At 40.7% G+C, this 25,371-nt stretch carries 26 protein-coding genes; 5 read left to right on the forward strand and 21 right to left on the reverse strand.

All coding sequences use genetic code 11. The features are described 5' to 3' along the window. Window positions 1-60 precede the first annotated feature (60 nt). From AX662_RS03680 to AX662_RS03695, 4 genes are all read right to left on the reverse strand, one after another. Window positions 61-813, reverse strand: a complete 753-nt coding sequence (locus AX662_RS03680; protein WP_004183318.1) for a hypothetical protein — start codon at window positions 811-813, stop codon at window positions 61-63. Window positions 814-882: 69 nt separating this feature from the next. Then, window positions 883-1,683 carry a pyruvate formate-lyase-activating protein gene (gene pflA, locus AX662_RS03685; protein WP_002891689.1) on the reverse strand — a complete coding sequence of 267 codons (801 nt, stop codon included), beginning with the start codon at window positions 1,681-1,683 and terminating at the stop codon, window positions 883-885. A gap of 186 nt (window positions 1,684-1,869) precedes the next feature. Next, a complete protein-coding gene (locus tag AX662_RS03690) occupies window positions 1,870-2,604 on the reverse strand; it encodes an LPXTG cell wall anchor domain-containing protein (protein ID WP_060971644.1) in 735 nt (244 codons plus the stop codon). A 354-nt stretch (window positions 2,605-2,958) separates the two neighbouring features. Beyond that, window positions 2,959-4,290 (reverse strand): hemolysin family protein, encoded by a 1,332-nt coding sequence (locus AX662_RS03695; RefSeq protein ID WP_060971645.1) that lies wholly within the window; start codon window positions 4,288-4,290, stop codon window positions 2,959-2,961. 109 nt (window positions 4,291-4,399) lie between these two features. Here AX662_RS03695 and AX662_RS03700 point away from each other — a divergent pair, with 109 nt between their 5' ends. Continuing rightward, on the forward strand, window positions 4,400-5,182 hold the full coding sequence (locus AX662_RS03700; RefSeq protein ID WP_060971646.1) for an ABC transporter ATP-binding protein: 783 nt from the start codon (window positions 4,400-4,402) through the stop codon (window positions 5,180-5,182). Between the two features lie 98 nt (window positions 5,183-5,280). On the opposite strand, the gene AX662_RS03705 is transcribed toward AX662_RS03700, so the two are convergent. Next, the gene (locus AX662_RS03705) at window positions 5,281-6,444 is read right to left on the reverse strand and encodes a hypothetical protein (RefSeq protein ID WP_060971721.1); all 1,164 of its coding nucleotides are present in this window, start codon (window positions 6,442-6,444) and stop codon (window positions 5,281-5,283) included. A 255-nt stretch (window positions 6,445-6,699) separates the two neighbouring features. Here AX662_RS03705 and AX662_RS03710 point away from each other — a divergent pair, with 255 nt between their 5' ends. Further along, the gene (locus AX662_RS03710) at window positions 6,700-7,020 is read left to right on the forward strand and encodes a hypothetical protein (RefSeq protein WP_013991101.1); all 321 of its coding nucleotides are present in this window, start codon (window positions 6,700-6,702) and stop codon (window positions 7,018-7,020) included. 32 nt (window positions 7,021-7,052) lie between these two features. Here the strand turns inward: AX662_RS03710 and AX662_RS03715 are convergent, their stop codons facing one another. From AX662_RS03715 to dinB, 14 genes are all read right to left on the reverse strand, one after another. Continuing rightward, a complete protein-coding gene (locus AX662_RS03715) occupies window positions 7,053-9,119 on the reverse strand; it encodes a cation:proton antiporter (protein ID WP_060971647.1) in 2,067 nt (688 codons plus the stop codon). A gap of 8 nt (window positions 9,120-9,127) precedes the next feature. Beyond that, on the reverse strand, window positions 9,128-9,370 hold the full coding sequence (locus tag AX662_RS03720) for a hypothetical protein (protein WP_060971648.1): 243 nt from the start codon (window positions 9,368-9,370) through the stop codon (window positions 9,128-9,130). Beyond that, on the reverse strand, window positions 9,367-9,915 hold the full coding sequence (locus AX662_RS03725; RefSeq protein ID WP_060971649.1) for a tRNA (mnm(5)s(2)U34)-methyltransferase: 549 nt from the start codon (window positions 9,913-9,915) through the stop codon (window positions 9,367-9,369). Before AX662_RS03725 ends, AX662_RS03720 begins: the two co-directional genes overlap by 4 nt. Continuing rightward, window positions 9,912-10,856 carry a TIGR01212 family radical SAM protein gene (locus AX662_RS03730; RefSeq protein ID WP_060971650.1) on the reverse strand — a complete coding sequence of 315 codons (945 nt, stop codon included), beginning with the start codon at window positions 10,854-10,856 and terminating at the stop codon, window positions 9,912-9,914. Before AX662_RS03730 ends, AX662_RS03725 begins: the two co-directional genes overlap by 4 nt. A gap of 85 nt (window positions 10,857-10,941) precedes the next feature. After that, complete coding sequence (locus AX662_RS03735; protein ID WP_060971651.1) at window positions 10,942-12,018, reverse strand: SepM family pheromone-processing serine protease; 1,077 nt, start codon at window positions 12,016-12,018, stop codon at window positions 10,942-10,944. Continuing rightward, window positions 11,996-12,493 carry a pantetheine-phosphate adenylyltransferase gene (gene coaD, locus AX662_RS03740; protein ID WP_021143683.1) on the reverse strand — a complete coding sequence of 166 codons (498 nt, stop codon included), beginning with the start codon at window positions 12,491-12,493 and terminating at the stop codon, window positions 11,996-11,998. Before coaD ends, AX662_RS03735 begins: the two co-directional genes overlap by 23 nt. 32 nt (window positions 12,494-12,525) lie before the next feature. After that, a complete protein-coding gene (rsmD, locus tag AX662_RS03745; protein WP_227039374.1) occupies window positions 12,526-13,122 on the reverse strand; it encodes a 16S rRNA (guanine(966)-N(2))-methyltransferase RsmD in 597 nt (198 codons plus the stop codon). A gap of 93 nt (window positions 13,123-13,215) precedes the next feature. Continuing rightward, complete coding sequence (gene trxB, locus AX662_RS03750) at window positions 13,216-14,169, reverse strand: thioredoxin-disulfide reductase (RefSeq protein ID WP_255296714.1); 954 nt, start codon at window positions 14,167-14,169, stop codon at window positions 13,216-13,218. A 32-nt stretch (window positions 14,170-14,201) separates the two neighbouring features. Continuing rightward, window positions 14,202-14,426, reverse strand: a complete 225-nt coding sequence (locus AX662_RS03755; RefSeq protein WP_002884393.1) for a DUF4059 family protein — start codon at window positions 14,424-14,426, stop codon at window positions 14,202-14,204. Window positions 14,427-14,637: 211 nt separating this feature from the next. Continuing rightward, the gene (locus AX662_RS03760) at window positions 14,638-15,381 is read right to left on the reverse strand and encodes an amino acid ABC transporter ATP-binding protein (protein WP_002891704.1); all 744 of its coding nucleotides are present in this window, start codon (window positions 15,379-15,381) and stop codon (window positions 14,638-14,640) included. Next, complete coding sequence (locus AX662_RS03765) at window positions 15,381-16,127, reverse strand: amino acid ABC transporter permease (protein ID WP_095559509.1); 747 nt, start codon at window positions 16,125-16,127, stop codon at window positions 15,381-15,383. The genes AX662_RS03760 and AX662_RS03765 overlap by 1 nt, the downstream gene beginning before the upstream one ends. Before the next feature lie 596 nt (window positions 16,128-16,723). Beyond that, window positions 16,724-17,554: a transporter substrate-binding domain-containing protein gene (locus AX662_RS03770; protein ID WP_060971653.1), complete on the reverse strand. Its 831-nt coding sequence runs from the start codon at window positions 17,552-17,554 to the stop codon at window positions 16,724-16,726. Between the two features lie 215 nt (window positions 17,555-17,769). Further along, on the reverse strand, window positions 17,770-18,660 hold the full coding sequence (locus AX662_RS03775; RefSeq protein WP_060971654.1) for a hypothetical protein: 891 nt from the start codon (window positions 18,658-18,660) through the stop codon (window positions 17,770-17,772). A 100-nt stretch (window positions 18,661-18,760) separates the two neighbouring features. Beyond that, window positions 18,761-19,870: a DNA polymerase IV gene (gene dinB, locus AX662_RS03780; RefSeq protein WP_060971655.1), complete on the reverse strand. Its 1,110-nt coding sequence runs from the start codon at window positions 19,868-19,870 to the stop codon at window positions 18,761-18,763. A 267-nt stretch (window positions 19,871-20,137) separates the two neighbouring features. Between dinB and pflB the strand changes: the two genes are divergently transcribed. The 3 genes from pflB to AX662_RS03795 all read left to right on the forward strand — a co-directional run bounded on the left by pflB (window position 20,138) and on the right by AX662_RS03795 (window position 24,031). Beyond that, on the forward strand, window positions 20,138-22,450 hold the full coding sequence (gene pflB, locus AX662_RS03785; RefSeq protein ID WP_002891716.1) for a formate C-acetyltransferase: 2,313 nt from the start codon (window positions 20,138-20,140) through the stop codon (window positions 22,448-22,450). A 262-nt stretch (window positions 22,451-22,712) separates the two neighbouring features. Then, window positions 22,713-23,495, forward strand: coding sequence for a carbonic anhydrase (locus AX662_RS03790; protein ID WP_060971656.1), 783 nt, complete (start codon window positions 22,713-22,715; stop codon window positions 23,493-23,495). 83 nt (window positions 23,496-23,578) lie between these two features. Further along, window positions 23,579-24,031, forward strand: a complete 453-nt coding sequence (locus tag AX662_RS03795; RefSeq protein ID WP_060971657.1) for a GNAT family N-acetyltransferase — start codon at window positions 23,579-23,581, stop codon at window positions 24,029-24,031. A gap of 16 nt (window positions 24,032-24,047) precedes the next feature. Here AX662_RS03795 and AX662_RS10705 read toward each other — a convergent pair whose 3' ends face one another. Both AX662_RS10705 and AX662_RS03805 read right to left on the reverse strand, forming a co-directional pair. Then, window positions 24,048-24,710, reverse strand: a complete 663-nt coding sequence (locus AX662_RS10705) for a hypothetical protein (RefSeq protein WP_048674824.1) — start codon at window positions 24,708-24,710, stop codon at window positions 24,048-24,050. Between the two features lie 87 nt (window positions 24,711-24,797). Continuing rightward, on the reverse strand, window positions 24,798-25,301 hold the full coding sequence (locus AX662_RS03805) for a hypothetical protein (RefSeq protein ID WP_155124453.1): 504 nt from the start codon (window positions 25,299-25,301) through the stop codon (window positions 24,798-24,800). Between the last annotated feature and the right edge of the window lie 70 nt (window positions 25,302-25,371).

A 25,371-nucleotide genomic window follows, 5' to 3' on the forward strand; every position in this document is an offset into this window, starting at 1 on the left:
TGAAGCTCTAGAGGATGAGTTTGACTAAATGTTGCACTTATTCTTGCAATTTATCTTGTTCTATTTTTCAGACTTTGCTGATTCAGACATCACTTCTGACTCTGAAGTTGACTGGCTTTCTTCGACCAAGTCTTCACTAGCAGATTGACTTGAGGCACCTGCTTGCTCTAAAGCAAGGCTAGTTGAAAGGCTCTCACGCTCTGCTTCCTGACTAAGGCTAGCTTCAACAATCATGAGTTCCTTTTGACGTTCTGTTTCACGAAGGTATTCACGTTCTTCTAGCTCTTCCTGGCGACGTCTTTCCTGCTCAAGTCTTTGAGCTTTTTGACGCTCACGCTTAGCATGACGTTTTTGCGTCTCATCAATCAAGACCTTAGTGTTGTCTTTAATATGCATCCACTTAATAAGACGAACTAAGAGTCTCCATAGGAAAACAATAATCGATTCTGCGAAAAGAAGAATCTCAACCAGAATAACACCTAGCAAGCTCCAAGCCATGAAGAGTGTAATCAATAATTGCGTGAAAATCTTCTTCAAGTCACCCAAATGATTGTTGTGAATATTAAGAGTCTCAAGGAAAAGATCTAAAATTCCTTGCAAGAGGTGTGATTTAACAGATTTGTCTCCCTCTAAGCTCAAGTCCGTTTGAACTTCTGCCGGAGTAACAACGGTCAAGTCCCCATCTTGGTAGACATCAATACGGTCTCCTAATTTTATATCAAAATCAAAAAGCGTGCGATCTATTTTCTTAAGTCGCCCGTCAGGATGACTGAGATAAACAAAGTCATCATCAAATTTTAAAATACGAAACATAATTTACCTGCTCTTTATTGCTCCTTAAATAATAGCAAAGTTAAAAAGCCCTTGTCAAGAGCTTCTTTTTCAATCCAAGGTTTTAACACCGATACGATTTTTATACTCTTGATACGTTTCAGTGTGCATGAGAGCTTTGGCATTTTTGACCCGATCTGCTGTTGGTGGTTTGACCCCTTCCAAAGGATAGGGAATGCCGAGCTCACGCCATTTGAACTCACCCATTGTATGGTAGGGAAGGATTTCAAATTTATCAACATTTTTCAAGGTTTTTACAAACTCGCCGAGCTTAATCAAGTGTTCGTCAAAGTCTGTCAAACCAGGTACCAAGACATGGCGAATCCAGACTGGAACTTGTTTATCAGACAGATACTGAGCAAATTCCAAGATATTCTTATTAGGTTGACGGGTCACAAACTTGTGTTGTTCAGGATCAATCTCTTTGATATCCAGTAGAACCAAGTCAGTTACAGCCAAAAGTTTGTCAACAACTTCATGATACTCAGGAGTATTGCGGTAAGCAAACCCACAAGTATCAAGCGTACAGTGAATTCCTAGCTTCTTAGCCTCTGTAAAGAGGGCAGTGACAAAATCAATCTGAAGCATGGCCTCACCACCTGATACAGTGATACCACCATGCTCACCCCAGAAATGACGGAAACGAAGAGCCTCATCTAAGACATCTTCAACCGTACGTTCAACAGCCTTATTTGACTCCATAGCCCAAGTGTCTGGGTTATGACAATATTGACAACGCATCTTACAGCCTTGCATGAAAACAATAAAACGGATACCCGGACCATCTACGGATCCAAAACTTTCGGTTGAATGAACAAGTCCAGTCACCTGACTGTAATCAATTTCTGCCATGGCAGCCTCCTTGTAAACGCTTTTTACATGTTTTTATTATACCTCTTTTATCAGAAACATGCTCCATATCTGCCTGAATTCAAGCAAAGGTTATACTATAATACATCTAAAATTAAATGATATCTATACTATACCAGAAGAAAAACAAAAAAACTGGAAAAATCCAGTCTTTTATCATCTATATTATTAGGCACGTTTCTTAAGCCCCAAAAAGGCTGCAGCAGCAAGGAAGAATGTTCCTGCCAATGTCAAGATTACTGTTGATGCTTCACCAGTCTTAGGAAGTGTAACTTCCTTACCTTTAGCATCTTTACCAGTCAATGTACCGTCAGCATTTACTTTGAATCCCACTGCTTCAGGAGCAACAACACTTGTTGTACCATCAGTGTTGGCGATGACAATTTGGCTGTTTTGTGTAGACACAATTGTTTGGCCAGCTGCAGTGATAACTGGAGCTGTTGGTGTTACAGTAACAACAGGTTGTCCATTAACGTTCACTGCTGGAGTTTCAGGGGTTTGAGCTGCTTCACTTGTCCCTTTATCAGTTGGTGAGGCCGGTTCTTCTGGCTTATCGGCTGGTTTCTCAGTTGGTTTATCAGCTGGTGTTGTTGATGAATCAACTGTTGGAGCCGGTGTCGCAGGTGTTTCTGGAGTTGCTGGTGTTGTTGGTTCAGCTGGTACTTCAGGAGCTGTAGGTGTTGTTGGCGTTGCCGCACCTGTGTTTGAATCATTGCTACGAGCCAAATCACCATCACTTGGGGCTGTTGAAGGACCTGTTGCTACACGATCTGTCGTTGGTTGTGTAAGAACAGCATCATTTGTCGCAATACCGTCGTCCGCAAAAGAAGTTACTGGTACAAAAGCTCCTAGGGTAAGGGTGAGTAAAAGCAAGCTACTATATATAGATTTTTTAGAAGCCATTAAGATTCTCCTTTTTTTCATTTATCAGTTAATTCATATTCTACCATAAAAAAGTAATAAAAGACTGTTTTAATTAAAATCTTATTTATTTTTATTCTAAATCTATCAATACGCTAAAATATGTTAGAGTATCTCCAAAATTATAGTTCTTTTTATGACAAAGTCTAGCAGTTTGGATAGGTAAAAAAGGCTTTATAACGTACTTTATAGCCATTTTCTAATCTTATTATTTTGATAAGCGGATATTCCAAGATAGATAAGAAAAAGCACTTTCACTCATAATGAGAGAAAGTGCCTAATTAGTAAATAGTCGCTTTTAAGTTCCAATATTTTCTAATAAAAACATGTGGAAAACTATTCTTCTGCCTCTTCTGGAGCTGCCGTGATGATTACCTTAAGTTTGGTTACACGACCATCCTTAACCTTATCATTGATAAATTCGAGGTGTTTGTCCTTGTTGATAACTGAATAGTGTTCCTTGACTTCTTGAGTTGGGATGGCCCCCACACCAGTCAAATAATAACCTGCGATAGTATCAACGTCATCACTCTCAAGTTCTGTATCAAAATGTTCATTGAAGTCGTTAAGAGTCATAGCTCCTTCGACAATATAAGTATTCTCACCAATTTCACGAACTTCCACACTAGTTTTATCTGTTTCGTCGTCAATCTCACCAACGATTTCTTCCAAAAGGTCCTCGAAGGTAACAAGACCAGCAACGCCACCGTATTCATCAAGCAAGATAGCCATCTGATTATTGGTGTTACGAAAGGCCGCCAAGAGATCATCTACGAAGATAGTCTCTGGAACAAAGAGAGGTTCGTTCATGATTCGACGAAGTTTGATATTTTCAAAACCAAGTTCAAAACCTGCTTTTAGAAGGTTTTTAGTATGAATGACACCGATAATCTTATCCTTGTCATCCTCGTAAACAGGGATACGTGAGAAACTTTCCTTAAGAATAGCTTGGATATTTTCTTGAGTATTGTCTTCGATATCAATCATGAAGGCATCGGTACGAGGGACCATAACCTCACGTGCCATCAATTCATCAAGAGAGAAAATCCCCTGAAGCATTTCAATTTCTTCAGCCTCAAGTGTATCTTCACTCTTAGTCAACATGTACTCAATCTCATCCCGAGTCATCTGCTCATCCGCATCATCAAAGGTCATGGGCGTCAAACGAGACACAAGATTTGTCGATGCTGAAAGAATCCAAACAAAAGGACTAACAATCTTACCAGTAACAATAATAACTGGTGCTGAGTAGATGGCTAGATTTTCCTTGAGGTTCATAGCAATACGTTTAGGATAGAGTTCCCCAAAAACAATCGAGATATAGGTCAAGACAACCAATGAAATCATGCTACCTGCTGTCTTAGCCCAGGCTGCATGACCAAACCAAGTCGCTATCACTGCACCTAGTGAAGCGGAGAGACTAGCCCCTTGTAAGAGACTGATAAAGGTAATACCAACTTGAATGGTTGATAAGAAGTTATTTGGATTTTCAAGAACCTTGAGCAGGCGAATAAATTTCTTGTCGCCTTCTTCAGCCTTTTGTTCCACACGTGAACGGTTTAGTGATACTAAAGCCATCTCTGATGCTGAGAAAAAGGCCGTAAGCAAGGTTAAAATTAGTAATAAAATAGATTGAAATAATAAGGACTGACCACTGGAGTCTTCCATTTTTTCTTCTCCTCTAAAAAAATTCTGACTTCCATTATATCACAATTTCCCAATATAGGTTCCTATTTTATGCTATAATTAGAGTAATTTATCATCGAAGGAGAGACTTATGTCACTTATACGCTTAGAAAATGTCAGCTTGGCCCGCCAAGGAAAAACACTTTTGTCTGACCTTAACTGGACAGTTGAAAAAGGACAAACCTGGGCTATCCTGGGACTTAACGGTGCTGGAAAATCAACCCTCCTACGTTTGTTGACAGCTGAATTCTTCCCTTCTGAGGGAAAGGCTGAGATACTAGGCTACACCTTTGGGAATCGAGACATCACAGGTCTTCGTCAACATATCGGTATCGTCAGCTCCTTCATCACTGAGCGTTTGCCTAAGCATATGACTGCTGAAAAAATCGTCCTTACTGGTAAATACAAGAGCTCAATCCTCTACAAGACATATGGGGATAAGGAGTTGCAAGAAGCCAAGGACATGCTGACCTCACTTGGTGCTGGAGATTTGATAGGTCGTAAATACCATGGCCTGTCTCAAGGAGAAAAACAAATTTGTTTGATTGCTCGCAGTCTCATGGAAGATCCTGACATTATTATCCTTGACGAGGCGACTGTTGGCTTGGACCTCTTTGCCCGCGAAAAACTCTTACGTCAGATTGACCGTATCACCTCGCTTCCACATGCTCCATTGGTTCTTTACGTCACCCACCACGCTGAAGAGATTACTGAAAAAATGGACCACATTCTCCTACTCCGTCAGGGAAGAATCGTGGCACAAGGACCAAAAAACGATATTATCACACCGGAAGTTCTAGCTGACTTCTATCAAAATCCTGTTCAAATTATTCCAATTGACGACCATCGTTTTTACATTAACCCTCTTTTATAGAGATCAGTCATAAAGTAGCTTGATTTAGGGCTAATTTTTAAACAATATCTAAGAAACAAGTCCCTCAGACTAGGTCTAGGGGACTTGTTGTTTTATGGCTACCCCTCTTTTATTTTCGATACACCGTACAAAATTAAGGCTGGAACGATGAGCTGTTCTATAGAGCTTCTTGCAACTAAAATAAATAACATAGCAACTATATATAGACGGTTTTTGTCAGCAGTTCTTATGGCATTTGGAAGCATCACAGTAGGAATAATAATTAATGGAATCATCACGATGAAGTACATAAACCAACCGATACCTGCTAAGGGATTGGTTTCATCAGTAGGATAATTGAAAACTGCAATTATATTAAAAACTAAATTCCTCAAGGATAGAATAAAAGCGGTCCAAAGCCAAGGAGAATGAAGACTTTGAGGATTTGGTTGTCTTTGGCTCTCCGCATAATCATAAACCTTACGCTTTTCAATGACTGGTTTGGTTCTTTTCTCCACCAGCAGATCATCTTCACTCAACTCAACCCCATACTTCTTCTGCCATTTTTCAACTAGTGTGGAAGTGTTGCCGTTTGTACGATAGACAAGATAAGATGATACTACTAGTAGAAAAAGAGAGACATCAGTAATGATATGGTCAACCAAGAAACCATAAACCAACTCAAGTAAACTAGTAACTATGATAAGGATTGAAGAAATTCTTAATTTCTTTTGAGTTGTTTCAGCTATTAATGTAAGGAACAAAAATATACTTGCACACTCTAGTATAGGATACAGTATGGAAGTAAGACTACTTAAATCTTCTAAATCAATATTTATATAGTGTGTGCTCCATACTACGGCGACCATCCCTAATCCAAGAAGGGGAACAGAGGACTGCCAAGCTGACGAACTCTTAAGAGAGGCTAAGAGTGTTGGAAGCTCTGTCTTCCTAATCGTAATGACAAGCCAAATTAGGCACATAATAGTTAAAACTGGGGAAACCAACCAAGGCTTAAAAATGGAAGCCGGTATGATGAAATAGGTAACTAGCTGACAAATATGGAAGGCAAGCACAGCTAAGACGCCCTCAGCTTTCCACTTGTCCTTCAAAAGCCTAAAAACAAACCAGACTAAAAAGAGTTGCTGTGGAAATTGAGAACTTAGTAAGGATACAGAATTGAGCGTTTCATACTCAAAATGCAAACCATAAGACCTAAGCATAGAAAGAGCTAACAATACTTCAAAAAAGATAAGTATATAATACCAAGTTTTTCTGGACATACAACTACCCCACCTTTCATTTAATCTTAGAGAAAACATCTTTCAATATCATTATACTCCTTTTATGTAAGCGTTTTATCCTTGTGGTGAAATATTTTCTCTTTTCTTTACTTGATTACAAAACAGTCCTTTTTGACCGAATAGATTCTAGAATGAACCACATAGACAAATGATATTGTCCGTAAGTTAACCTTTTGATAATTTAGTAGGTGTTAAAGCAAAATATCTTTCAGATATAGAAAACGAGGTAAAAACATGACTAAAGTAATAGGTATTGGATTAATCGGTACAGCAGTAACAGTTATCACTTACAGTATTCTCGGCTTCCCCAAATTGGAGGTGTCCCTTTGGCCACTCTTTCCAGTCGCTCTTTTTGCTTTCTTTGCAATAGAAAATCTTATCAAAAAAGATTATAAATCTAGCCTCATGAGTACTTTGATTGGTTTAATGATTGCTAATGCAATCTATGACTTGCTCCCTATATCAAATAGCATCCTGATTGTTGCAGGAATCCTAACATGCCTAGGACTGGGCTTTCTTTTTCCAAACCACGATAATGAAAAAGAGAGACATTAAAAAGAAGCCAAGAAAAATCTTGGCTTCTTCACTTAAGCTCGACCTCGAGCCAAATTAATCATATCATAGGTTAAAGTGTTGCTAGTTTCTTTGAGAGAGTAATCTTCCAAAGTATTGACCTCCTTACGAAGCTGCTTGGCATAACGGCTAGAGATAAGCTCAGCCTGCTCGTACTCGTTGATAACCTTACGTTCCAAATAGTAGCCTCGTAACATTTCATCGACATTGTCTGGATGAAGGTGGGTGATAACCCGCTCAACAAAGGCACCTGACTGAATTATTTCAGCCTCTTGAAGTCGATTACGCTTCAAATAAGACAAGAGTTCTGAATGATAAACACCTTCCAGATTACTCAAGGCTTCTAAAATCTGCTCCGTATTTGTCAAATAAAGTTCAGCCATATGGTCACGGTTTTCTTCCGTCAACCTAGGACCCCTCCTAGTTTCATCCTGATTAATACGAAACTTGAAAGTAAGAGCCAAGTGCAACAATCTACGAAGGCCACGCACAAAGACAGCTAGAGCGTAAGAAAGACTAGAGACAAAACCACGGTTAATACGACGCTCTAAGCCCTTGATATAACGTTGGTAGAGATTGTATTCGAGTTCTGAAATCTTACCCTTCTTGTAGGCATATTCCAGACCCTCACTCTCAATCTCCATAATCATGACTCGGATATTGGCCAACTCTTCTTTGACATCATTTGATTCCTGCTCCAAGATTAAATCTTCCAAGCGTTGATTGTAGTTGTCAATAGTAGCATAGACAGCTCCTTGATTAGTTGACTGTTTTAGATCTTTTTCCAACTCGCCGACCACATCATTAAGAATGGCAATCTGCATATAATGGTTGGTTGTGTGCGCTGGTCCAGTGGCTAGCTTAGGTAGGACTAAGATACCTGTTAAGAAACTTAATAAAGTGACACCCGCTACCGTAAAGAGCAAGAGACTATGTTCCAAAGCCGTCATATTGGCAACCGGAAGCAAAAGGATGGTTGCAATTGAGACCGTTCCTTTGACCCCAGAAAAGGTTAAAAGAGTAGCACCCTTCCAGATTTTTTTCAGTGATCGTTTGGCCCTCCAAGCTCTTTGGGCAAATACCGCACTAATCATAACAAAACGAATGCCAAACATGGTCGCTGTTAAAAGGACGATAGCAAGAAGCATCCAGAGATTATCGTAGGTAGTGCTACGCAGTACTGGGGCTGCTAGGGTTGGAAGTTCTGTTCCCAAGAGGAAAAAGACCATGCCATTAAGCATGAAGGTAATGGTTCCCCAAATCGTATGAGAAACACTATCCAACTTGGCATCAAAAACGGTGATTTTTTTAAAGCGACTGGCAAGTGAAATCCCTGCTACGACAACAGCAATAATTCCGGAAGCATGAATTTCCTCGGCTACAAAGTAAGAGGAAATCGGTAGTACCAACTCTAGTAAGAGAGCACCTGTGACATCTGCAGCATCCATATTATCCAAAATGGTCAAAAAGAGACGATTAAATAAGGCTGTAATCAAGCCAACCAAAAAACCACCAATAACAGAAATAACCAAATTCCAGCTCGCATCAAGGAGGGAGAAAGCACCCGTTGTCAAAGCGGTAACCGCCACCTGAAAGGCAACCAAGCCAGAGGCATCGTTTAGAAGTCCTTCACCCTGCAAAATATAGCTAATCCACTTTGGAAAACTGAAGCGTTTAGAAATAGCTGAATAGGCCACCAAATCCGTTGGCCCAAGGGCTGCCCCAATGGCTAGGCAGGCAGACAAAGGCACTGAGGCAGGCAAGACAGCCTTAGCAAGATAACCGATTCCCAGCGTAGACACGAAGATGACTGGAAAAATCAAAAATAGAATGAGTTTCCAGTTACGTAAAATACTGGTAATATCACTTTCTTCACCCTCACGAAACAGCAAGGGAGCAATAATGAAAGCTAGAAAAAGTTCCGTTTCAAGCTCGAAAGCACGTTCCTTAAAAAGAAAACCGATACCCACTCCAAAAATAATTTGGATCAAAGGTAAGGGAAGACGTGGAAAGACACGATTAATAACGTTCGATAAAATCAAGCTAAAAAGAAGAACAAGCAAAGCTAACGATAGATGCATAGCTCCTCCTACCCTTCCTTATGACAACAGTTTGAGAATAGTTCTTTTTGCTTACTAATTTTTTTATCAATGGCAGTGACATCTTCCTTGGCTAAAAGTTTATGGCAACGTTCGACCTCAAGACTAGCTAACTTTTTCTTGATCTTAGCCGTTTTACGATTATCAACCTTTTTCAAAGTACCCTCGGCACTCTGCTTATCAATATATTTGGCCTGCATATCTGCAAGTTTTTCTTTAACATCTGTAATCATTGTAATTTCTCCAACATCACCAAAAATGGTGGGGTATTAATTTGATTAAGGGGTTGGTAAAGCATGACTGTGAAAACACGCTGGTCCAAACCGATAACGTACTCAAGCACAGCATCCTTCTCCATATCACCACCATCATGACCGTAGTAAATCATAATAGCCAAGCGCCCACCAACTTCTAAGCGGTCAAGGATTTTCTCAATGGCCTCAAGAGTCGTATGGGGCTTAGTGATGACACTTTTGTCTGCAGATGGCAGGTAGCCCAGATTGAAAATAGCTACTCGAATAGGTTCCGTGACATAATGGTCCAGATTTTCGTGACCATCTAAAATGAGTTCCGCATTTTCAATTCCCAGGTCTGACAAGCGTTGACTGGTCTTTTCAAGCGCCTGCTCCTGCACGTCAAAAGCATAGACCTTCTTGGCAAGGCCAGCCAGAAAGGCTGTATCATTGCCATTTCCCATGGTCGCATCGATAGCTACACTCTCATCGTCCAGCACTTCTGCTAGAAAGTCATGAGACAGATGAATGGGACGCTTAATCATGCTTTTTCCTCCTTGTCGCTAACTACTTTACACCCTTGCCATGAGTCACGACGTTCCATCTCTTTGTCAATGGCATTAAGGACTTCCCACTTGTTGAGACTCCACATAGGACCAATCAACATATCTCGCGGCGCATCACCAGTAATCCGATGAATGACGATATCCTTAGGGATGATTTCCAACTGGTCACAGATGATTGACACATACTCTTCCTGGCTCAGCAATTTGAGACGCCCCTCGTGGTAATCTCTTTGCATACGCGTATTGGTCATCAGGTGGAGGAGGTGGAGTTTGATTCCCTGAATGTCATTGTCCGTCACACAGCGGCGAACATTTTCCACCATCATCTCGTGGGTTTCCCCTGGCAATCCATTAATCAAGTGCGATACAATTTCAGCCTTTGGTGCACGCTCACGCAGACGCTTCACGGTCTCCACGTAGAGTTCATAGCTGTGTGCTCGGTTAATGAGTTCTGACGTTTCTTCATAAGTCGTCTGCAAACCAAGTTCAACAGTCACATGCATACGTTCTGTGAGTTCTGCCAGATAATCAATCACATCATCTGGCAAACAGTCTGGGCGAGTCCCGATATTGATGCCAACAACACCAGGCTCATTGATAGCCTGTTCGTAGCGTTCCTTGATAACCTCAAGCGGAGCGTGGGTATTGGTAAAATTTTGAAAATAAACCAGATATTTCTGAACTTCTGGCCACTTGCGGTGCATAAAGTCAATCTCATGGTAAAACTGCTCACGAATCGGCGCCTCAGGAGCTACAATGGCGTCCCCAGACCCCGATACCGTACAAAAGGTACAGCCACCGTGAGCCACTGTGCCATCACGGTTGGGACAATCAAAGCCCGCATCTATAGGAAGTTTGAAAATCTTTTCGCCAAAAATTTCACGATAGTAATCATTGACTGTTCTATAACGTTTTTTCATAAAGACTATTATAACACTTTGACCTTAAAAAGAGAGTAAGACTAGGACAAAAATCATGGATTTCTGCCTGTCCTACTCTCTCTTCTTACTTAGTCTTTTTCAAATAATCAATGGCTTCTTGAGCTGTTTTAACAGGAACGATTTTCATCTTGGTCCCCAGTTTCTTGGCAGCTTCCTTGGCCTCTTGATAGTTAGTCTTGGCATCCGGATCAGCCTTTTTCATTTCCTTAGTTACTGGATTATTTGGCACGAAGAAAATATCTGCGCCACTATCAGCCGCTGATTTCACCTTGAGGTAGGCCCCACCGATATCACCGACAGCCCCATCCTTTTCAATAGTACCTGTTCCAGCAATTTTACGGCCAGCCTTGAGGTCTTGACCAGACACCTGATCGTAAATAGCCAAAGTAAACATAAGCCCCGCACTTGGTCCACCAACACCATCAAGTTTAAACTTCACGTTTTCAGGACTCTTGACCTCAGTATGATCCGTCAAACCAATACCGATACCATTTTTACCATTAGCAATCTTAATGATCTTACCAGTGGCAGTCTTTTCTTTGTCCTCTGTCGTATAAGTGACCTTGACTTTTGAACCCAACTTAAGTCCTTGGACGTATTTAATCAAGTCAGTAGAATTATCAAAGGTCTTGCCATTGACAGCTGTCACCGTATCCGCAATATTAAGGACACCCTTGAAACTAGAATCATCAGCCACCTGAAGCACATAAACACCCATATACTCCAAGCTAGCCTCCTTACCAGCCAGAGTCAAGCCCTGATAAATCGCCTGGTTTTGTGAAGTCTCCATGTAAAACTGGTTGATACGCATGAAATCTTCGTCAGAGTAATTTCCAGTCGCCTCTTCAGCTGTTTGAAGCTTTGCAAAATCATTAAACTGAGCATAGAGCATGAGGGCCAAAGTTGCCTTGGTTTGAGCCACCGCCACAAAATTGTAGGATCCTTTTGAATCATCAGCTTTCTTATCTACAGTCAAGACTTCCTTAGTATCAAAAGCACCACCCGGAAGCTCAACATAATAATTATTTAGCGGGAAAAAGAGGGAAAAGAGGAGGAAAAGTACCGTAAAAATACTTAGCAACCACCACTTAATCCGCCAAATTTTCCCTAATAGTGATTTAGATTCGTTCTTGTTTGCCACGCTTGGCCTCCACTTCCTTAACAACTACTTGAGGAACATAAGAACTAATGTCCCCCTCAAAATAAATCAACTCACGCACACGACTCGAGGACACTGGTGTCACCTCATGACTAGCAATCAAATAAACCGTTTCAAGCTCAGGCGCCAGCCCCTTATTGAAATAATCCATATTAGCCTCATAGTCAAAATCTGTCGCATTACGAAGGCCTCTAACCAGATAAGTCACCCCAAGATCTCTGGCGACATCTACAGCCAGACTATCGTGAGCCGTTATAACCTTGACATTGGGAAGATCTGCTACAACCTCTTCCAAGATACGCTTGCGAGTCTCAATGTCCCAGAAGCCCTGCTTATTTTTATTATAAAATAGTCCAATATAGAGCTCATCAAAGAGCTTGCTGGCTCTGGCAATAATATCCATATGCCCATTGGTAATCGGATCAAAAGACCCCGTAAACATAGCAATCTTTGTCATAGCATTCCTTTCTACAACTTCCCTATCAAAGGCTAACGCACGTAAACGGTCACCTTACTGATACCATAGGTTTTCTGCTTCCAAATCCCAAAGTTTGAAATTTCTTCAGGCAAGTCCACAGTCTTATCCGTCTCGCAAACCAACATAACTTCTTCAGCCAAGAGCCCTTGCTCCTCTAACTGAGTAATATTAGCCACAATCTGCTCTTTGGCATAAGGCGGATCTAAAAGCACCAAGTCAAATTGACCTGTCAATTGTGTCAATGCACGCGTTGCATCCATCTTCAAAAGCTGAAACTGCTTCTCACTCTTGGTCATCTTGATATTTTCCTGGATAATAGCCTGTGCCCGACGATCCTTTTCCACGAGGACAGCAGACGACATACCACGACTGATAGCCTCAATAGCCAGGCTACCGCTCCCAGAAAAAAGATCCAAAACACGCCCTCCATCAAAGAAAGGACCAATCATATTGAAAATGGCACCTTTGACCTTGTCCGTTGTTGGACGAGTCGTTTTGCCTTCTAACGTTTTAAGCGGACGCCCGCCAAAATCACCTGCTACAACACGCAAGTTGGTCACCTCGTTTTTACTGATTTTTAGTAAGACTTTTTTATTATAACAAAAAATTACACATAGATGTTGCCACAAAGAAATCTAGTCATGCTAAATACCTACAAGACCACACAAAAAACTCGAGAACCTCCCGAGTTTCCATTTATTTTACTTATCACCAAGTGCAGTCACGTAGTTGTAGGCTTCGATACCAGCTGTGGCACCATCCCCTACGGCTGTTGTAATTTGACGAAGGTCTTTCTGGCGGACATCCCCAATGGCAAAGATACCAGGAATACGTGTCGCCATCTTATCATCTGTAATTACCCAACCATCTTGGTCAGTGATGTCAAGACCTGTCAAGTAATCTGAAACTGGATCAAGTCCCACATAAACAAAGACACCACCAAATTCGTGGTTAGTCACCTCACCAGTTTTGACATTCTTGATATCAACACTGCGAACCTTGATATCATCACCCTTGATTTCTTCAACGACTGAATCCCAGATAAACTTGACCTTTTCATTGGCAAAGGCACGGTCTTGAAGAACCTTTTGGGCACGCAATTCATCACGACGGTGAACAATGGTCACGCTATTGGCAAAGCGTGTCAAATAAATTCCTTCTTCAACGGCAGAGTCTCCACCACCAACAACCAAGAGGTCTTGATTACGGAAAAAGGCACCATCACACACCGCACAGTAAGATACACCACGGCTGTTGTACTCTTCTTCACCAGCAACACCAATATGACGGTGTTTGGCACCAGTCGCAATGATAACTGTCTTGGTTTGATACTCCTCATCACCAGTTTTAACAACTTTATAGTCACCCTTGTCTTCGATACCAGACACAATACCATAAAGATTTTCAACGCCCAATTTTTCCAAGGGTTCAAACATCTTCATTGACAATTCTGGACCAGAGATACTTTCAAAACCAGGGTAATTTTCAATATCAGACGTGTTATTCATCTGTCCACCAGGAGCACCTTGCTCCAAAGTTGCCACTTTAAGGTTGGCACGAGCTGCATAAAGTGCTGCAGTCATCCCCGCAGGACCAGCTCCAATAACAATTGTATCGTACATGAGTAACTCCTTATATGATTTTCTTGTAGAGATATCTTACACCTAATGTGCCAACAAAGCTAGAATTATGCATTCAGCACGATAAGAATCGCCATAAAAGCAAATGCCAAAACTGGAATCGAAACCATCGACATCATAATAGCATCATAGAGGGCACCTTGTCGCTCCTTAACTGTCTTGTCAGCACGACGTAACGCACGCCATCCAAGCCAAATGGCACCAATCACCAAGCACACAAAGAAAGCAATCACAAGGCCTAAGAGATAAAATTTAAAAATATTTAATAACATAAATCATCCTAAAGTGAGAAATAGAAAAGGCTGAGATAACATTCTCCAACCTCTAAATTCGACTAGTAATAACTGCACGATGCAGCCTCTGATTGGACTATAGTCGCCTTTGAAACATTCAAAAGTTCCTAATCATCCTTGTGGGATTTTGACTATGAACTAAACTGTAGTCCTATCCCACTACCTTTTCTATTGTAACAAAAATCCCATCTTAAAGATATTGTTTTGAATAAGAAGCGAAAAATTCTTTTGTTCGCTCTTCTTTTGGATGGTTAAAGATTTCATCAGGTGTTCCTTGTTCAAGGATATGACCTTTTTCAAGAAAGAGCACCTTGTCAGCTACTTGATAAACAAAGTTCATGTCGTGACTGACCAAAATCATGGTTTGACCTGACTTAGCCGCATCAGCGATTGATTTTTCAACCTCACCGACCAACTCAGGGTCAAGGGCAGATGTCGGTTCGTCAAGCAAGAGCACATCAGGCTTCATTGCAAGGGCACGAGCCAAGGCCACACGTTGCTTTTGACCACCCGACAAGTGACGTGGGTAGTGATTTTCACGATTAGAAAGCCCAACCTTAGCGAGCTCTTCTTTAGCAATCTTGGTAGCTTCGTCGTCAGAAAGTTTCTTAACAATCTTAAGACCTTCCTTAACATTATCCAAGGCTGTACGACGTTCAAAGAGGTTGAACTGTTGGAACACCATGGACAACTTACGACGAAGAGTAAGGATTTGCTCTTTAGTAATTGTTTCGAAATCTACCTTGAAATCATCAATGGTAATGGTACCAGAATCAGGTTGTTCCAAATAGTTTAAGCTACGAAGGATTGTTGACTTACCTGCACCAGAGGCACCAACAAGAGCTACAACTTCACCCTTTTCAATGTCAATATCAATGCCATCGAGAACCTTTTGTCCTGAAAATTCTTTGGTCAAATTTTTGATACTAATCATTAGCGGTCACCTCCAATGCCAGAAATGTCAGTCGCTTCAGGAGCCTTAATGGCCATATGATTTTCAACCGAACGACCAATGTACTCAATCAAGATTGAGATTGCCCAGTATACAAGGGCAACTGAGATATAACGTTCAAAGTAACGGTAGTCAGCACCACCCAAGATTTGAGCCTGTGCATACATTTCGACGATACCTGCACTAAAGGCAAGTGATGTTCCCTTAGTCAAACCAATCAGACTGTTAATCAAACTTGGTGTCGCAATAACCGCCGCATTTGGAATGATGACACGACGGTAAACTTGTGCTGATGTCATCCCAAGAGAACGGGCAGCTTCGATTTCCCCAGCGTCAACGGCCTGAATCGCTGCACGGATGGTCTCACTCATGTAAGCTGCTTCATTAAAGGCAAAGGCTGTAATAGCGAAGATAGCTGGTGGAATCTCATTAATGTTCCAATCTAAGCCGAACTCACCATTCAAGTAACGAAGGAAGAGTGGAATACCATAGTAAGTCAACATGAGTTGTACAAGGATTGGTGTCCCACGCAAGAAGCTCACAAAAACGGCTTGAATTGGATAAAGGATACGTACTCGATTAATTTTAACAACCGCAAAGACAAGGGCCAAAATCAAACCGAAGAAGGCACCTGCAATAGTCAATCCCAAAGTTAAAGGCAAGCGTTCCACAATCTTAGGAACAGCATCGAAGACAGCCTTCCATGAGAAGAGCTTACCAGCTGGCATCCAAGATGAAATCCATTTGAAGACAACCGTAACCAGTTGCAAAATATAACCCCAAAGAATTTCTACTAGCCAAGACAAGGGAATGGCTAAAGCAACAGCTACTGCCAAACCAACCAAGCCAATGATAACTTGGAGATACCAAGGTGACCGATTAAATGCTTCTATACTCTTTTTCACAATGTCGCCCTTTCTTTCTAAAAAAGTAGGTTAGCCTAGTGCTAACCATTCAAATATCTTATCATAATTTTATAGTATTCATTTTAGCACGACTCAGAAAGTCTGTGAAATAGTCTTTTCTTATCATAGTGATAAGAAAATCGTATCACTGATAGCAATACCTTATTAAGACTAAAAAGATTTGAACTCATTCCTTATTTCACGAACAAAGTGAGCATAAACCGAGGCTTTCCGACGTGAGAAAAACACCTGAAACTTTAAAGTTTCAGGTGTTCGGAAGTTTTGAGACCTTAGGCTCAAAACTTAGTCATGGAACTTCGAAGAAGGTCGCTGACGTCCGTCATCACCTCAGGAAAGCCTCAAAAGAAAGCTTTGTCTTCAATCCAAAGCTGAGACAGCAGTCTCAACTTTTCGCAGTCTTATTTCAAATCACTGACGTAATCGCCACCAAAGTATTCCTTGCTGAGTTTGGCAAGTGTTCCATCCTTCTTAAGCTCTTTGATACGTTTATTGACAAAAGTCTTGAGTTCCTTACCTTGCTTATCATTTGAGAAAAGAAGATATTCAAGACCATCAGTCTTCATACCGATATCGTCTTTAATCTTGTTTACAGCCAACTTATAGCCTTGATCTTTGACAATGTACTCAGAGGAAATGGCATCATAAAGGATAAAATCAATTTTTCCTTCTTGAATATGTTGAACACGTGTTGAAAGACCAGTTGAGCTCGAAGCGTAGTTGATTGTAATTGGTGTCTTGTCCGCATTGGCATGGTTCCAATTTTCAAGCAACTGAGCATAGTTAGAGCCAGGAAGTACTTCTGTCGTCTTACCAGACAAATCGTCTAGGCTGGTATACTTGGTACCCTCAGCACTAGTGATGGCATAGTTAGAACGTGAAATCGGATCTGAGAAACCATATTTCTGCGCACGTTCTTCATTATAGTTGAAGTCGTTAGCTGCAATCTGATAACGTCCAGAATCCACCCCTGTCAAGATGGAATCAAAAGGTGTCGTTACAAACTTGACCTCATATTTGTCCGAATCCTTGAAAATAGCCTTGACCAAATCAATATCATAACCCTTGAAGTCGTCACCTTTTTTGAAAGTGAAAGGCGCCGTATCAGAGTCTGTCGCAACAGTAATCGTCTGCTTTTCACCAGATGCCCTACTGTCACTCTTGTTCCCACAAGCAGCCAAAGTCAAAACTGACAAGCCAAGAATCCCTAAACCTGCAAGCCATTTTTTCATATCTATAATCCTCGATACTTTCATTAATAGTTAGTGATAACAGTTTATCATCTTCCTCCAAACTCGTCTAATAATAAAATCCTAAGAGGTGATAGAAAATGGTTATAGTGGGAATGGATACAACGAACAATAAGAAAAGAGCTGCCACTGGTGTGACAACTCTTCTCACCAAAAAAAGCTTTCCGTACATGTTTAACATCAAATGCAATAAAACTCTATTTATCCTTACTTGATGACTTACTACTTGAATCGCTACTGTCTTCAGGTTGATAATCTGATAAATTCTTATGGATGCGTTCAGCGTAAACAGCTCTGCTTCCTGATTCATCATGGTCAACCAAGGCTTCGGCAAGCTCTTTATAATCTTCTACAGAAATAGTCCAGTTACCCCCATCATCTTTGGTTAGCTTGAAGGTCTTTTCTAGATCATCAGCACCTGTCAAAGGTGTATAGGCCATTTCTTTATCAATATCCTTAAATTGTGTCAAATCGCCGTTAAAGTTTTCACCATAAAGGAATTTCGTTGTGAGATCTTTGGCTTTACCTTTTTCTACATCGTTGTTATCAGCTTGATTCCACTGTTTCAACTTGTCAATGTCGTTATCATAGAGACTCATAAGGAGAGTACGAACAGCAGCTGCAGCACCATAGGCACTAACAGAGCGTGAAGTAAAGGTAACTGTCGCTTCATTTCCTTTAACTTTGACATCTTTCAGCTTATAGTCCTGAATCTTACCAATCATATTACGACGGACCTTGAGGAACTTAGAAAGCACTTGGGTTGGTGTCTTAGCATCATAACCTTCAATGTATTTAAACGTATACTTGTCTTCCGGTGTATACCCCTTTTCTTCGATAGTATCTGCAACTTGTTTTTCAAAGACTTTCGTTTCAGTCCAGGCTTCGTAATTTTCACCGTAGAGTTTTGAAAAACCGTTACTAGATTTTCCAAGCATAGTATCAATTAAAACTGTCGCATCAGCCTTGGCACGTTCTGTCGGAGTTGGTGTCGCTTTTTTCTTCTCAGCTGGCTTATTGGAAGCAAAAGCTACGAGAAGCAAGCAAGCTGCCAGAATCAGTCCTAAATAGGTAAGAACTTTTTTCATTAAGATTATTCCCTCATTTCTTTTAGTTACTATTTAAGATAGCATAGGTCTGATGATTCTTCAAGGTCACTTTCCAAAAGAAAAAATCAAAACTCTACTATTATAATGACTCCAAATCATCTAGGTCCAATTGCCTGCCTTCTTGATCTTCCAGACCCGTCAGCGTCACACCGAGCAGGCGAACACCACTACTATTTTCCTCCAGTTGGTCAAAAATGGTATGGGCAGTCCTTTCGATGGCCTCAAAACCCTGGGTTGATTTGTCCAAGGTCATACGCTTGGTTAAGGTCGAAAAATCCGAATAACGGACCTTAATGACAACGATTCGACCAACTTTTTTATTTTTCTGGGCACTTTCAGCCACCCGTCTAGCATTCTTTGTCAACTCAGCCTTGATATCATCTTCATTATAAAGAAGCTTGCCATAGGTTCGCTCACTTCCGATAGATTTACGGACACGATTGGGCCTGACAGGACTATTGGAAATCCCTCTAGCCTTACGAAAGAGATCAAATCCGAAGCGTCCAAAACGATCAATCAGCGTCATCTCAGGAATCTTCAGAAGATCGGCACCGGTGTATATTTCCATGTCGTGAAGACGTTCAACTGACTTTTTACCTACTCCATGAAACTTTTCAATAGGGAGCTTTTCCAAAAATTCCTGAGCCTCCTCTGGAAGCACCACCGTCAAACCAGCAGGCTTTTGAAAATCAGAAGCTAGTTTGGCGATAAATTTATTGTAGGAAACGCCTGCTGAACAAGTCAGGTGAAGTTCCTGCCAGATGTCATACTGGATAAGTTTGGCTACCTTAACCGCGGATTTGATACCAAGCTTATTTATCGTCACATCAAGATAGGCTTCGTCGATAGACATAGGCTCTACCAAGTCGGTATAGCGTTTAAAAATCTCACGAATCTGCATCCCTACCTCTCGGTAATGACTATAATTTCCTGAGATAAAGACAGCATTAGGACAACGTTCATAGGCTTCCTTAGAAGACATGGCTGAATGGACACCATATTTTCTAGCCTCGTAATTACAGGTTGATACCACACCACGTCCCCCTGTTTTTCTAGGGTCGTGACCGATAATAACCGGTTTGTCCTTAAGACTGGGGTCATCCCTCATCTCGACCTGAGCAAAAAAGGCGTCCATGTCAATATGGATGATTTTCCGACTGGTATCATTTATTAGAGGAAACTCTAACATGGCTCCCTGCCTCCTTTCTCAGATTTATCTCATTGTAAAGCTTTTCACATAAAACTTTGGGACTACAAAGCATTCTCCCCTTATGATACCAAAATCTACCAAAAAACAGAAATTTATAATACAGATTTGTCGTTTTCAAAACTGTATTATAAAAGAATGTCTCTAAAAACACAGTTTTAAAGTTGTGTAAGCGGTTACTGTGTGATAGAATACTTCTAGAGAATGTAACAGATAATTTTGTTACTAGAATTATAGGAGATTCAAACTATGGCAACGGTTAAAACCAACACAGATGTTTTTGAAAAAGCGTGGGAAGGCTTTAAAGGAACTGACTGGAAAGAAAAAGCTAGCGTTTCACGTTTCGTTCAAGCAAACTACACACCTTATGATGGTGACGAAAGCTTCCTTGCAGGACCAACTGAACGCTCTCTAAAAATTAAAAAAATCGTAGATGAAACTAAAGCAGGCTATGAAGCTGAAGGACGCTTCCCAATGGATACTCGTCCAACTTCAATCGCTGACATTGACGCAGGATACATTTCAAAAGAAGATGAACTTATCTATGGTATCCAAAATGATGAGCTCTTTAAATTGAACTTCATGCCTAAAGGTGGTATCCGTATGGCGGAAACTGCTTTGAAAGAACACGGTTATGAACCAGACCCAGCTGTACACGAAATTTTCACAAAATACGTGACTACAGTTAACGATGGTATCTTCCGTGCTTACACTTCAAACATCCGTCGTGCACGTCACGCTCACACAGTTACTGGTCTTCCAGATGCTTACTCACGTGGACGTATCATCGGGGTTTACGCTCGTCTTGCCCTCTACGGTGCTGACTACTTGATGCAAGAAAAAGTTAACGACTGGAATGCTATCAAAGAAATCGACGAAGAAACTATCCGTCTTCGTGAAGAAGTTAACCTTCAATACCAAGCACTTCAAGACGTTGTTCGCCTTGGTGACCTTTATGGTGTAGATGTTCGTCGTCCAGCCTTCGATACTAAAGAAGCTATCCAATGGACAAACATTGCTTTCATGGCAGTATGTCGTGTAATCAACGGTGCCGCTACTTCACTTGGTCGTGTGCCAATCGTCCTTGACGTATACGCAGAACGTGACCTTGCTCGTGGTACTTACACTGAATCAGAAATCCAAGAATTCGTTGATGATTTCGTTATGAAACTTCGTACAGTTAAGTTTGCTCGTACAAAAGCTTACGACCAATTGTACTCAGGTGACCCAACATTCATCACAACTTCTATGGCTGGTATGGGTGCTGACGGACGTCACCGTGTTACTAAGATGGACTACCGTTTCTTGAACACTCTTGATAACATCGGTAACTCTCCAGAACCAAACTTGACAGTTCTTTGGACTGACAAATTGCCTTACTCATTCCGTCGCTACTGTATGCACATGAGCCACAAACACTCTTCTATCCAATACGAAGGTGTAACTACTATGGCTAAAGACGGATACGGTGAAATGAGCTGTATCTCATGTTGTGTATCACCACTTGACCCAGAAAACGAAGAACAACGTCACAACATCCAATACTTCGGTGCTCGTGTTAACGTACTTAAAGCCCTTCTTACTGGTTTGAATGGTGGTTACGACGATGTTCATAAAGACTACAAAGTATTTGATATCGATCCAATCCGTGATGAAGTTCTTGACTTTGACACTGTTAAAGCTAACTTCGAAAAATCTCTTGACTGGTTGACTGACACTTACGTAGATGCCCTTAACATCATCCACTACATGACTGATAAGTACAACTATGAAGCTGTTCAAATGGCCTTCTTGCCAACTAAACAACGTGCTAACATGGGATTCGGTATCTGTGGTTTCGCAAATACTGTTGATACATTGTCAGCAATCAAATACGCTACAGTTAAACCAATCCGTGACGAAGATGGCTACATCTACGACTACGAAACAATCGGTGAATACCCACGTTGGGGTGAAGATGACCCACGTTCAAACGAATTGGCAGAATGGTTGATTGAAGCTTACACTACTCGTCTTCGTAGCCACAAACTTTACAAAGACGCAGAAGCTACTGTATCACTTTTGACAATCACATCTAACGTTGCTTACTCTAAACAAACTGGTAACTCACCAGTCCACAAAGGTGTATACCTCAACGAAGATGGTTCAGTGAACTTGTCTAAATTGGAATTCTTCTCACCAGGTGCTAACCCATCTAACAAAGCTAAAGGTGGATGGTTGCAAAACTTGAACTCACTTGCAAGCCTTGACTTCGGTTATGCAGCTGACGGTATCTCACTTACTACTCAAGTATCGCCTCGTGCCCTTGGTAAGACTCACGACGAACAAGTTGACAACCTCGTAACTATCCTTGACGGATACTTCGAAAACGGTGGACAACACGTTAACTTGAACGTTATGGACTTGTCAGACGTTTACGAAAAGATTATGAGCGGTGAAGATGTTATCGTACGTATCTCTGGATACTGTGTAAACACTAAATACCTCACTCCAGAACAAAAAACTGAATTGACACAACGTGTCTTCCACGAAGTTCTTTCAATGGACGACGCTTTGGGATAAAATAACTAAAGAGCTCGCAATAGCGGGTTCTTTTATTTTTGCCAAAAACTAGTTTTCATTATATTTTTCTAAATCTGCTATCATTTACATTTGACTTTTCATCAGATTAGCTATAAAATTAGAGCGTTTCCGTTTGGTATCTCCAAACACTTCCTTCTCAGAAGCACCTTAGAGAAACGATACTCAATGACTGTCAAACGGATGGTTTCTAATAACACGTAGACTATCATTGTTATAAGATTAAAGAGTATAAGGAGGACAAATGAATAAGAAAAGTTTTAAGCTAATTGGATTAGTGTTTCTCGTAGCAAGCACTGTCCTGCTCGTAGCCTGCCAGTCTGATACCAAGACCGAATCCTCAAAGCCCAAGGACGTTCAATGGGGGTATACTGGCTCTACTGGTCCAGACCATTGGGGTGACCTTTCTAAAGATTATGAACTCAGCAAAAATGGTAAAGAACAATCTCCGATCAATATCACCGGTGCTGAGGACGTTGATCTTCCAGAACTAAACCTTAATAATCAAGAATCAGAAGCTCAAGTTGAAAATAACGGGCATACGATTGAAGTCAGCTTTAAAAATCCAAAGAATACCCTAACGATTGGTGATGATGTCTATAAATTACAGCAGTTCCATTTTCACGCACCTAGTGAGAATGAAATTGATGGTCATACTTATCCTCTAGAGGGGCACTTCGTCTATAAGACAGATAATGGGAAAATCACAGTTGTCTCGGTTCTCTATAATTATGGCGATGAAAATCAAGCCTTAAAACAAATATGGGATAAAATGCCTCAGGCGGCCAATACAGAAACTGAGCTTCCTCAGGCTATCTCACTAGATGATTTCTATCCTGAAGACAAGGACTACTACAACTTCGAAGGTTCCTTGACAACACCACCATGTACTGAGGGTGTCAACTGGATTGTCTTCAAAAATCAAGAAACTGTCAGCAAGGAACAAGTGGAGAAATTCACCCAAACCCTTGGATTTGAAAATAACCGTCCTATTCAAGATACAAACGGTCGACAAATTAAAGAATAAAACAAGAAAAAGCTTGATGATAACTTTTCTCATCGAGCTTTTTTTCGTTGACAATTAGTTATAGACTTTGTTACACTTGCCCTATGATTATCAAACACACAAGGGACACACTCTCAGAAACTTACCTCGATGCCGTAGCCATCCGAAACACTGTTTTTGTTAAGGGGCAAGGCGTTCCTCGCTCCATCGATATTGATGCGAATGAAGCCTACTGCATCCACTTTGTTCTATATGATGACAAAGGCAAGGCTGCAGCAACCGTACGCCTACTACCGAATAAAGACTTGACTCAGGTTACCCTCCAACGTATGGCGGTGCTTGTTGACTACCAAGGTCAAGGTCTGGGGATCATTCTCCTAAAAGAAGCTGAAGATTTTGCACAAGAACAAGGCTTCCAGACTATTTCTCTCCATGCTCAACTCGGTGCACTTAAGTTCTACCTCAATAATGGCTATCAAGAAGTCGGTAACATCTTTGAAGAAGCTGGTATCCAACACATTACTGTTGAAAAATCCTTAATAAGTAAAAAAGCTTAAGCAGTTGACCTACTGCTTAAGCTTCTTCTTTTGTCGCAAATATAGGATAACCATGCTCGACAGCTAGAACTGTCACATTTTTTCTAGCTTTTAATCTCTCTGTGATTTTTTTCCAGCTACGATTTCCCATAATGATAACGATCATCGTTACCATATAAACTAAAAAAGCAGGATATCTAGCAAAGTCGGTAAATGTCAATTTTAAGGACTCCAGAATTTTCCTGAGTATAAAGGCGTAACCAATCACAATATGAGTGAGTGCACAAAAGTACCCTAAACATATAAGCAAATACTCTATTTGAAGCTTCTTGGAACGCCTCTTGTAGAGCAACTTATAGTCTTGACCATACTTTTCAAACACAGGAAAATGAATATCAAACCCTCTTCTCATACGAAGGACTTTTAAATCGGGTTGGGCACGATACCCAAGGCAATGAATCAGTTTGTATAGTAGTTCTCTTATCAAAATATAAAAAGAAATAATAAGGTTAGATAACAAGCTAATAAATACCAAAACTACAAAAGAGTCTACATCTCTATCCGTCGTCAAAAAAATGATCACCACTGTAAAACACATACCACAGACAAAGAGACTACTCCCGTTAAGCATGCAAAAGAGAAGACTCAGAAACCAGGAGACAAATCTACTTTGTTTAGGTGGCTTAAGCGACCGTTCCATTATGAACTCCTTCTTCATGATTCCAATCAAAACATGGTAATTTTTGATTAACTTGGTGAGCCCTTCGTATAAGCATCACTTTAGTCTTTATTTCTTTAGAAAAATAGGGTAAAAATACTCCTCTGAGATAACTTTTAAGTTAAAATAACGGACAAAGTGACTTTTCAGATGTATGAGCCATCTTACAGAAAAAATCAAAACACCACATAAGAGCAAGAAGATTATATAGCCAACTTTTCCTAAGGTGAAGCTATAACCGATTAGAATAACTAAGATGATTAAGAGGTAGAGTCTACCAAGAGTCGCTAGGAAATAAAGAAATTGATGTCGAAGAGAGCGCTTATCATATAGTATTTTGTAGGCATCTGTCGTTTTTTCAAAAAATACTATATATGACGTTCTACCTCGGTAATCCTCTTCTCCAAAGGGGCGGGCATGATAACCACAGAAATGAAAAAGCTTAAATATGATGCCATGTCCCATCCTATAAAATGTCACACCCAAAAGTATGACAGCAATAACTTTTGGAATATCCACCTCTTGCCCGACCTGACCAACACCAAATAGATGCTCCAACCATACAAATGTCACATAAGACAAGACTATCAAACATATCTTCAAAAAGATAAACAATTGTGTCGCCCCGACACTAATCTCACCT

It is taken from the genome of Streptococcus sp. CCH5-D3, assembly GCF_001556435.1.
Taxonomy (GTDB): domain Bacteria; phylum Bacillota; class Bacilli; order Lactobacillales; family Streptococcaceae; genus Streptococcus.

Bases quoted from the DNA above. Each gene is read 5' to 3' on its own strand.
- coaD (WP_021143683.1), bottom strand. From the start codon at position 12,493: ATGACAAAGATTGCTATGTTTACGGGGTCTTTTGATCCGATTACCAAT.
- AX662_RS03695 (WP_060971645.1), bottom strand. From the start codon at position 4,290: ATGGAAGACTCCAGTGGTCAGTCCTTATTATTTCAATCTATTTTATTA.
- AX662_RS03680 (WP_004183318.1), bottom strand. From the start codon at position 813: ATGTTTCGTATTTTAAAATTTGATGATGACTTTGTTTATCTCAGTCAT.
- AX662_RS03725 (WP_060971649.1), bottom strand. From the start codon at position 9,915: ATGATTAAGCGTCCCATTCATCTGTCTCATGACTTTCTAGCAGAAGTG.
- AX662_RS03715 (WP_060971647.1), bottom strand. From the start codon at position 9,119: ATGCATCTATCGTTAGCTTTGCTTGTTCTTCTTTTTAGCTTGATTTTA.
- AX662_RS03710 (WP_013991101.1), top strand. From the start codon at position 6,700: ATGACTAAAGTAATAGGTATTGGATTAATCGGTACAGCAGTAACAGTT.
- AX662_RS03755 (WP_002884393.1), bottom strand. From the start codon at position 14,426: ATGTTATTAAATATTTTTAAATTTTATCTCTTAGGCCTTGTGATTGCT.
- AX662_RS03770 (WP_060971653.1), bottom strand. From the start codon at position 17,554: ATGAAAAAATGGCTTGCAGGTTTAGGGATTCTTGGCTTGTCAGTTTTG.
- pflA (WP_002891689.1), bottom strand. From the start codon at position 1,683: ATGGCAGAAATTGATTACAGTCAGGTGACTGGACTTGTTCATTCAACC.
- AX662_RS03760 (WP_002891704.1), bottom strand. From the start codon at position 15,381: ATGATTAGTATCAAAAATTTGACCAAAGAATTTTCAGGACAAAAGGTT.
- AX662_RS03790 (WP_060971656.1), top strand. From the start codon at position 22,713: ATGAATAAGAAAAGTTTTAAGCTAATTGGATTAGTGTTTCTCGTAGCA.
- AX662_RS03700 (WP_060971646.1), top strand. From the start codon at position 4,400: ATGTCACTTATACGCTTAGAAAATGTCAGCTTGGCCCGCCAAGGAAAA.
- AX662_RS03775 (WP_060971654.1), bottom strand. From the start codon at position 18,660: ATGAAAAAAGTTCTTACCTATTTAGGACTGATTCTGGCAGCTTGCTTG.
- AX662_RS03690 (WP_060971644.1), bottom strand. From the start codon at position 2,604: ATGGCTTCTAAAAAATCTATATATAGTAGCTTGCTTTTACTCACCCTT.
- AX662_RS03730 (WP_060971650.1), bottom strand. From the start codon at position 10,856: ATGAAAAAACGTTATAGAACAGTCAATGATTACTATCGTGAAATTTTT.
- AX662_RS03795 (WP_060971657.1), top strand. From the start codon at position 23,579: ATGATTATCAAACACACAAGGGACACACTCTCAGAAACTTACCTCGAT.
- AX662_RS03705 (WP_060971721.1), bottom strand. From the start codon at position 6,444: ATGTCCAGAAAAACTTGGTATTATATACTTATCTTTTTTGAAGTATTG.
- AX662_RS10705 (WP_048674824.1), bottom strand. From the start codon at position 24,710: ATGGAACGGTCGCTTAAGCCACCTAAACAAAGTAGATTTGTCTCCTGG.
- pflB (WP_002891716.1), top strand. From the start codon at position 20,138: ATGGCAACGGTTAAAACCAACACAGATGTTTTTGAAAAAGCGTGGGAA.
- AX662_RS03765 (WP_095559509.1), bottom strand. From the start codon at position 16,127: ATGCCAGCTGGTAAGCTCTTCTCATGGAAGGCTGTCTTCGATGCTGTT.
- dinB (WP_060971655.1), bottom strand. From the start codon at position 19,870: ATGTTAGAGTTTCCTCTAATAAATGATACCAGTCGGAAAATCATCCAT.
- AX662_RS03720 (WP_060971648.1), bottom strand. From the start codon at position 9,370: ATGATTACAGATGTTAAAGAAAAACTTGCAGATATGCAGGCCAAATAT.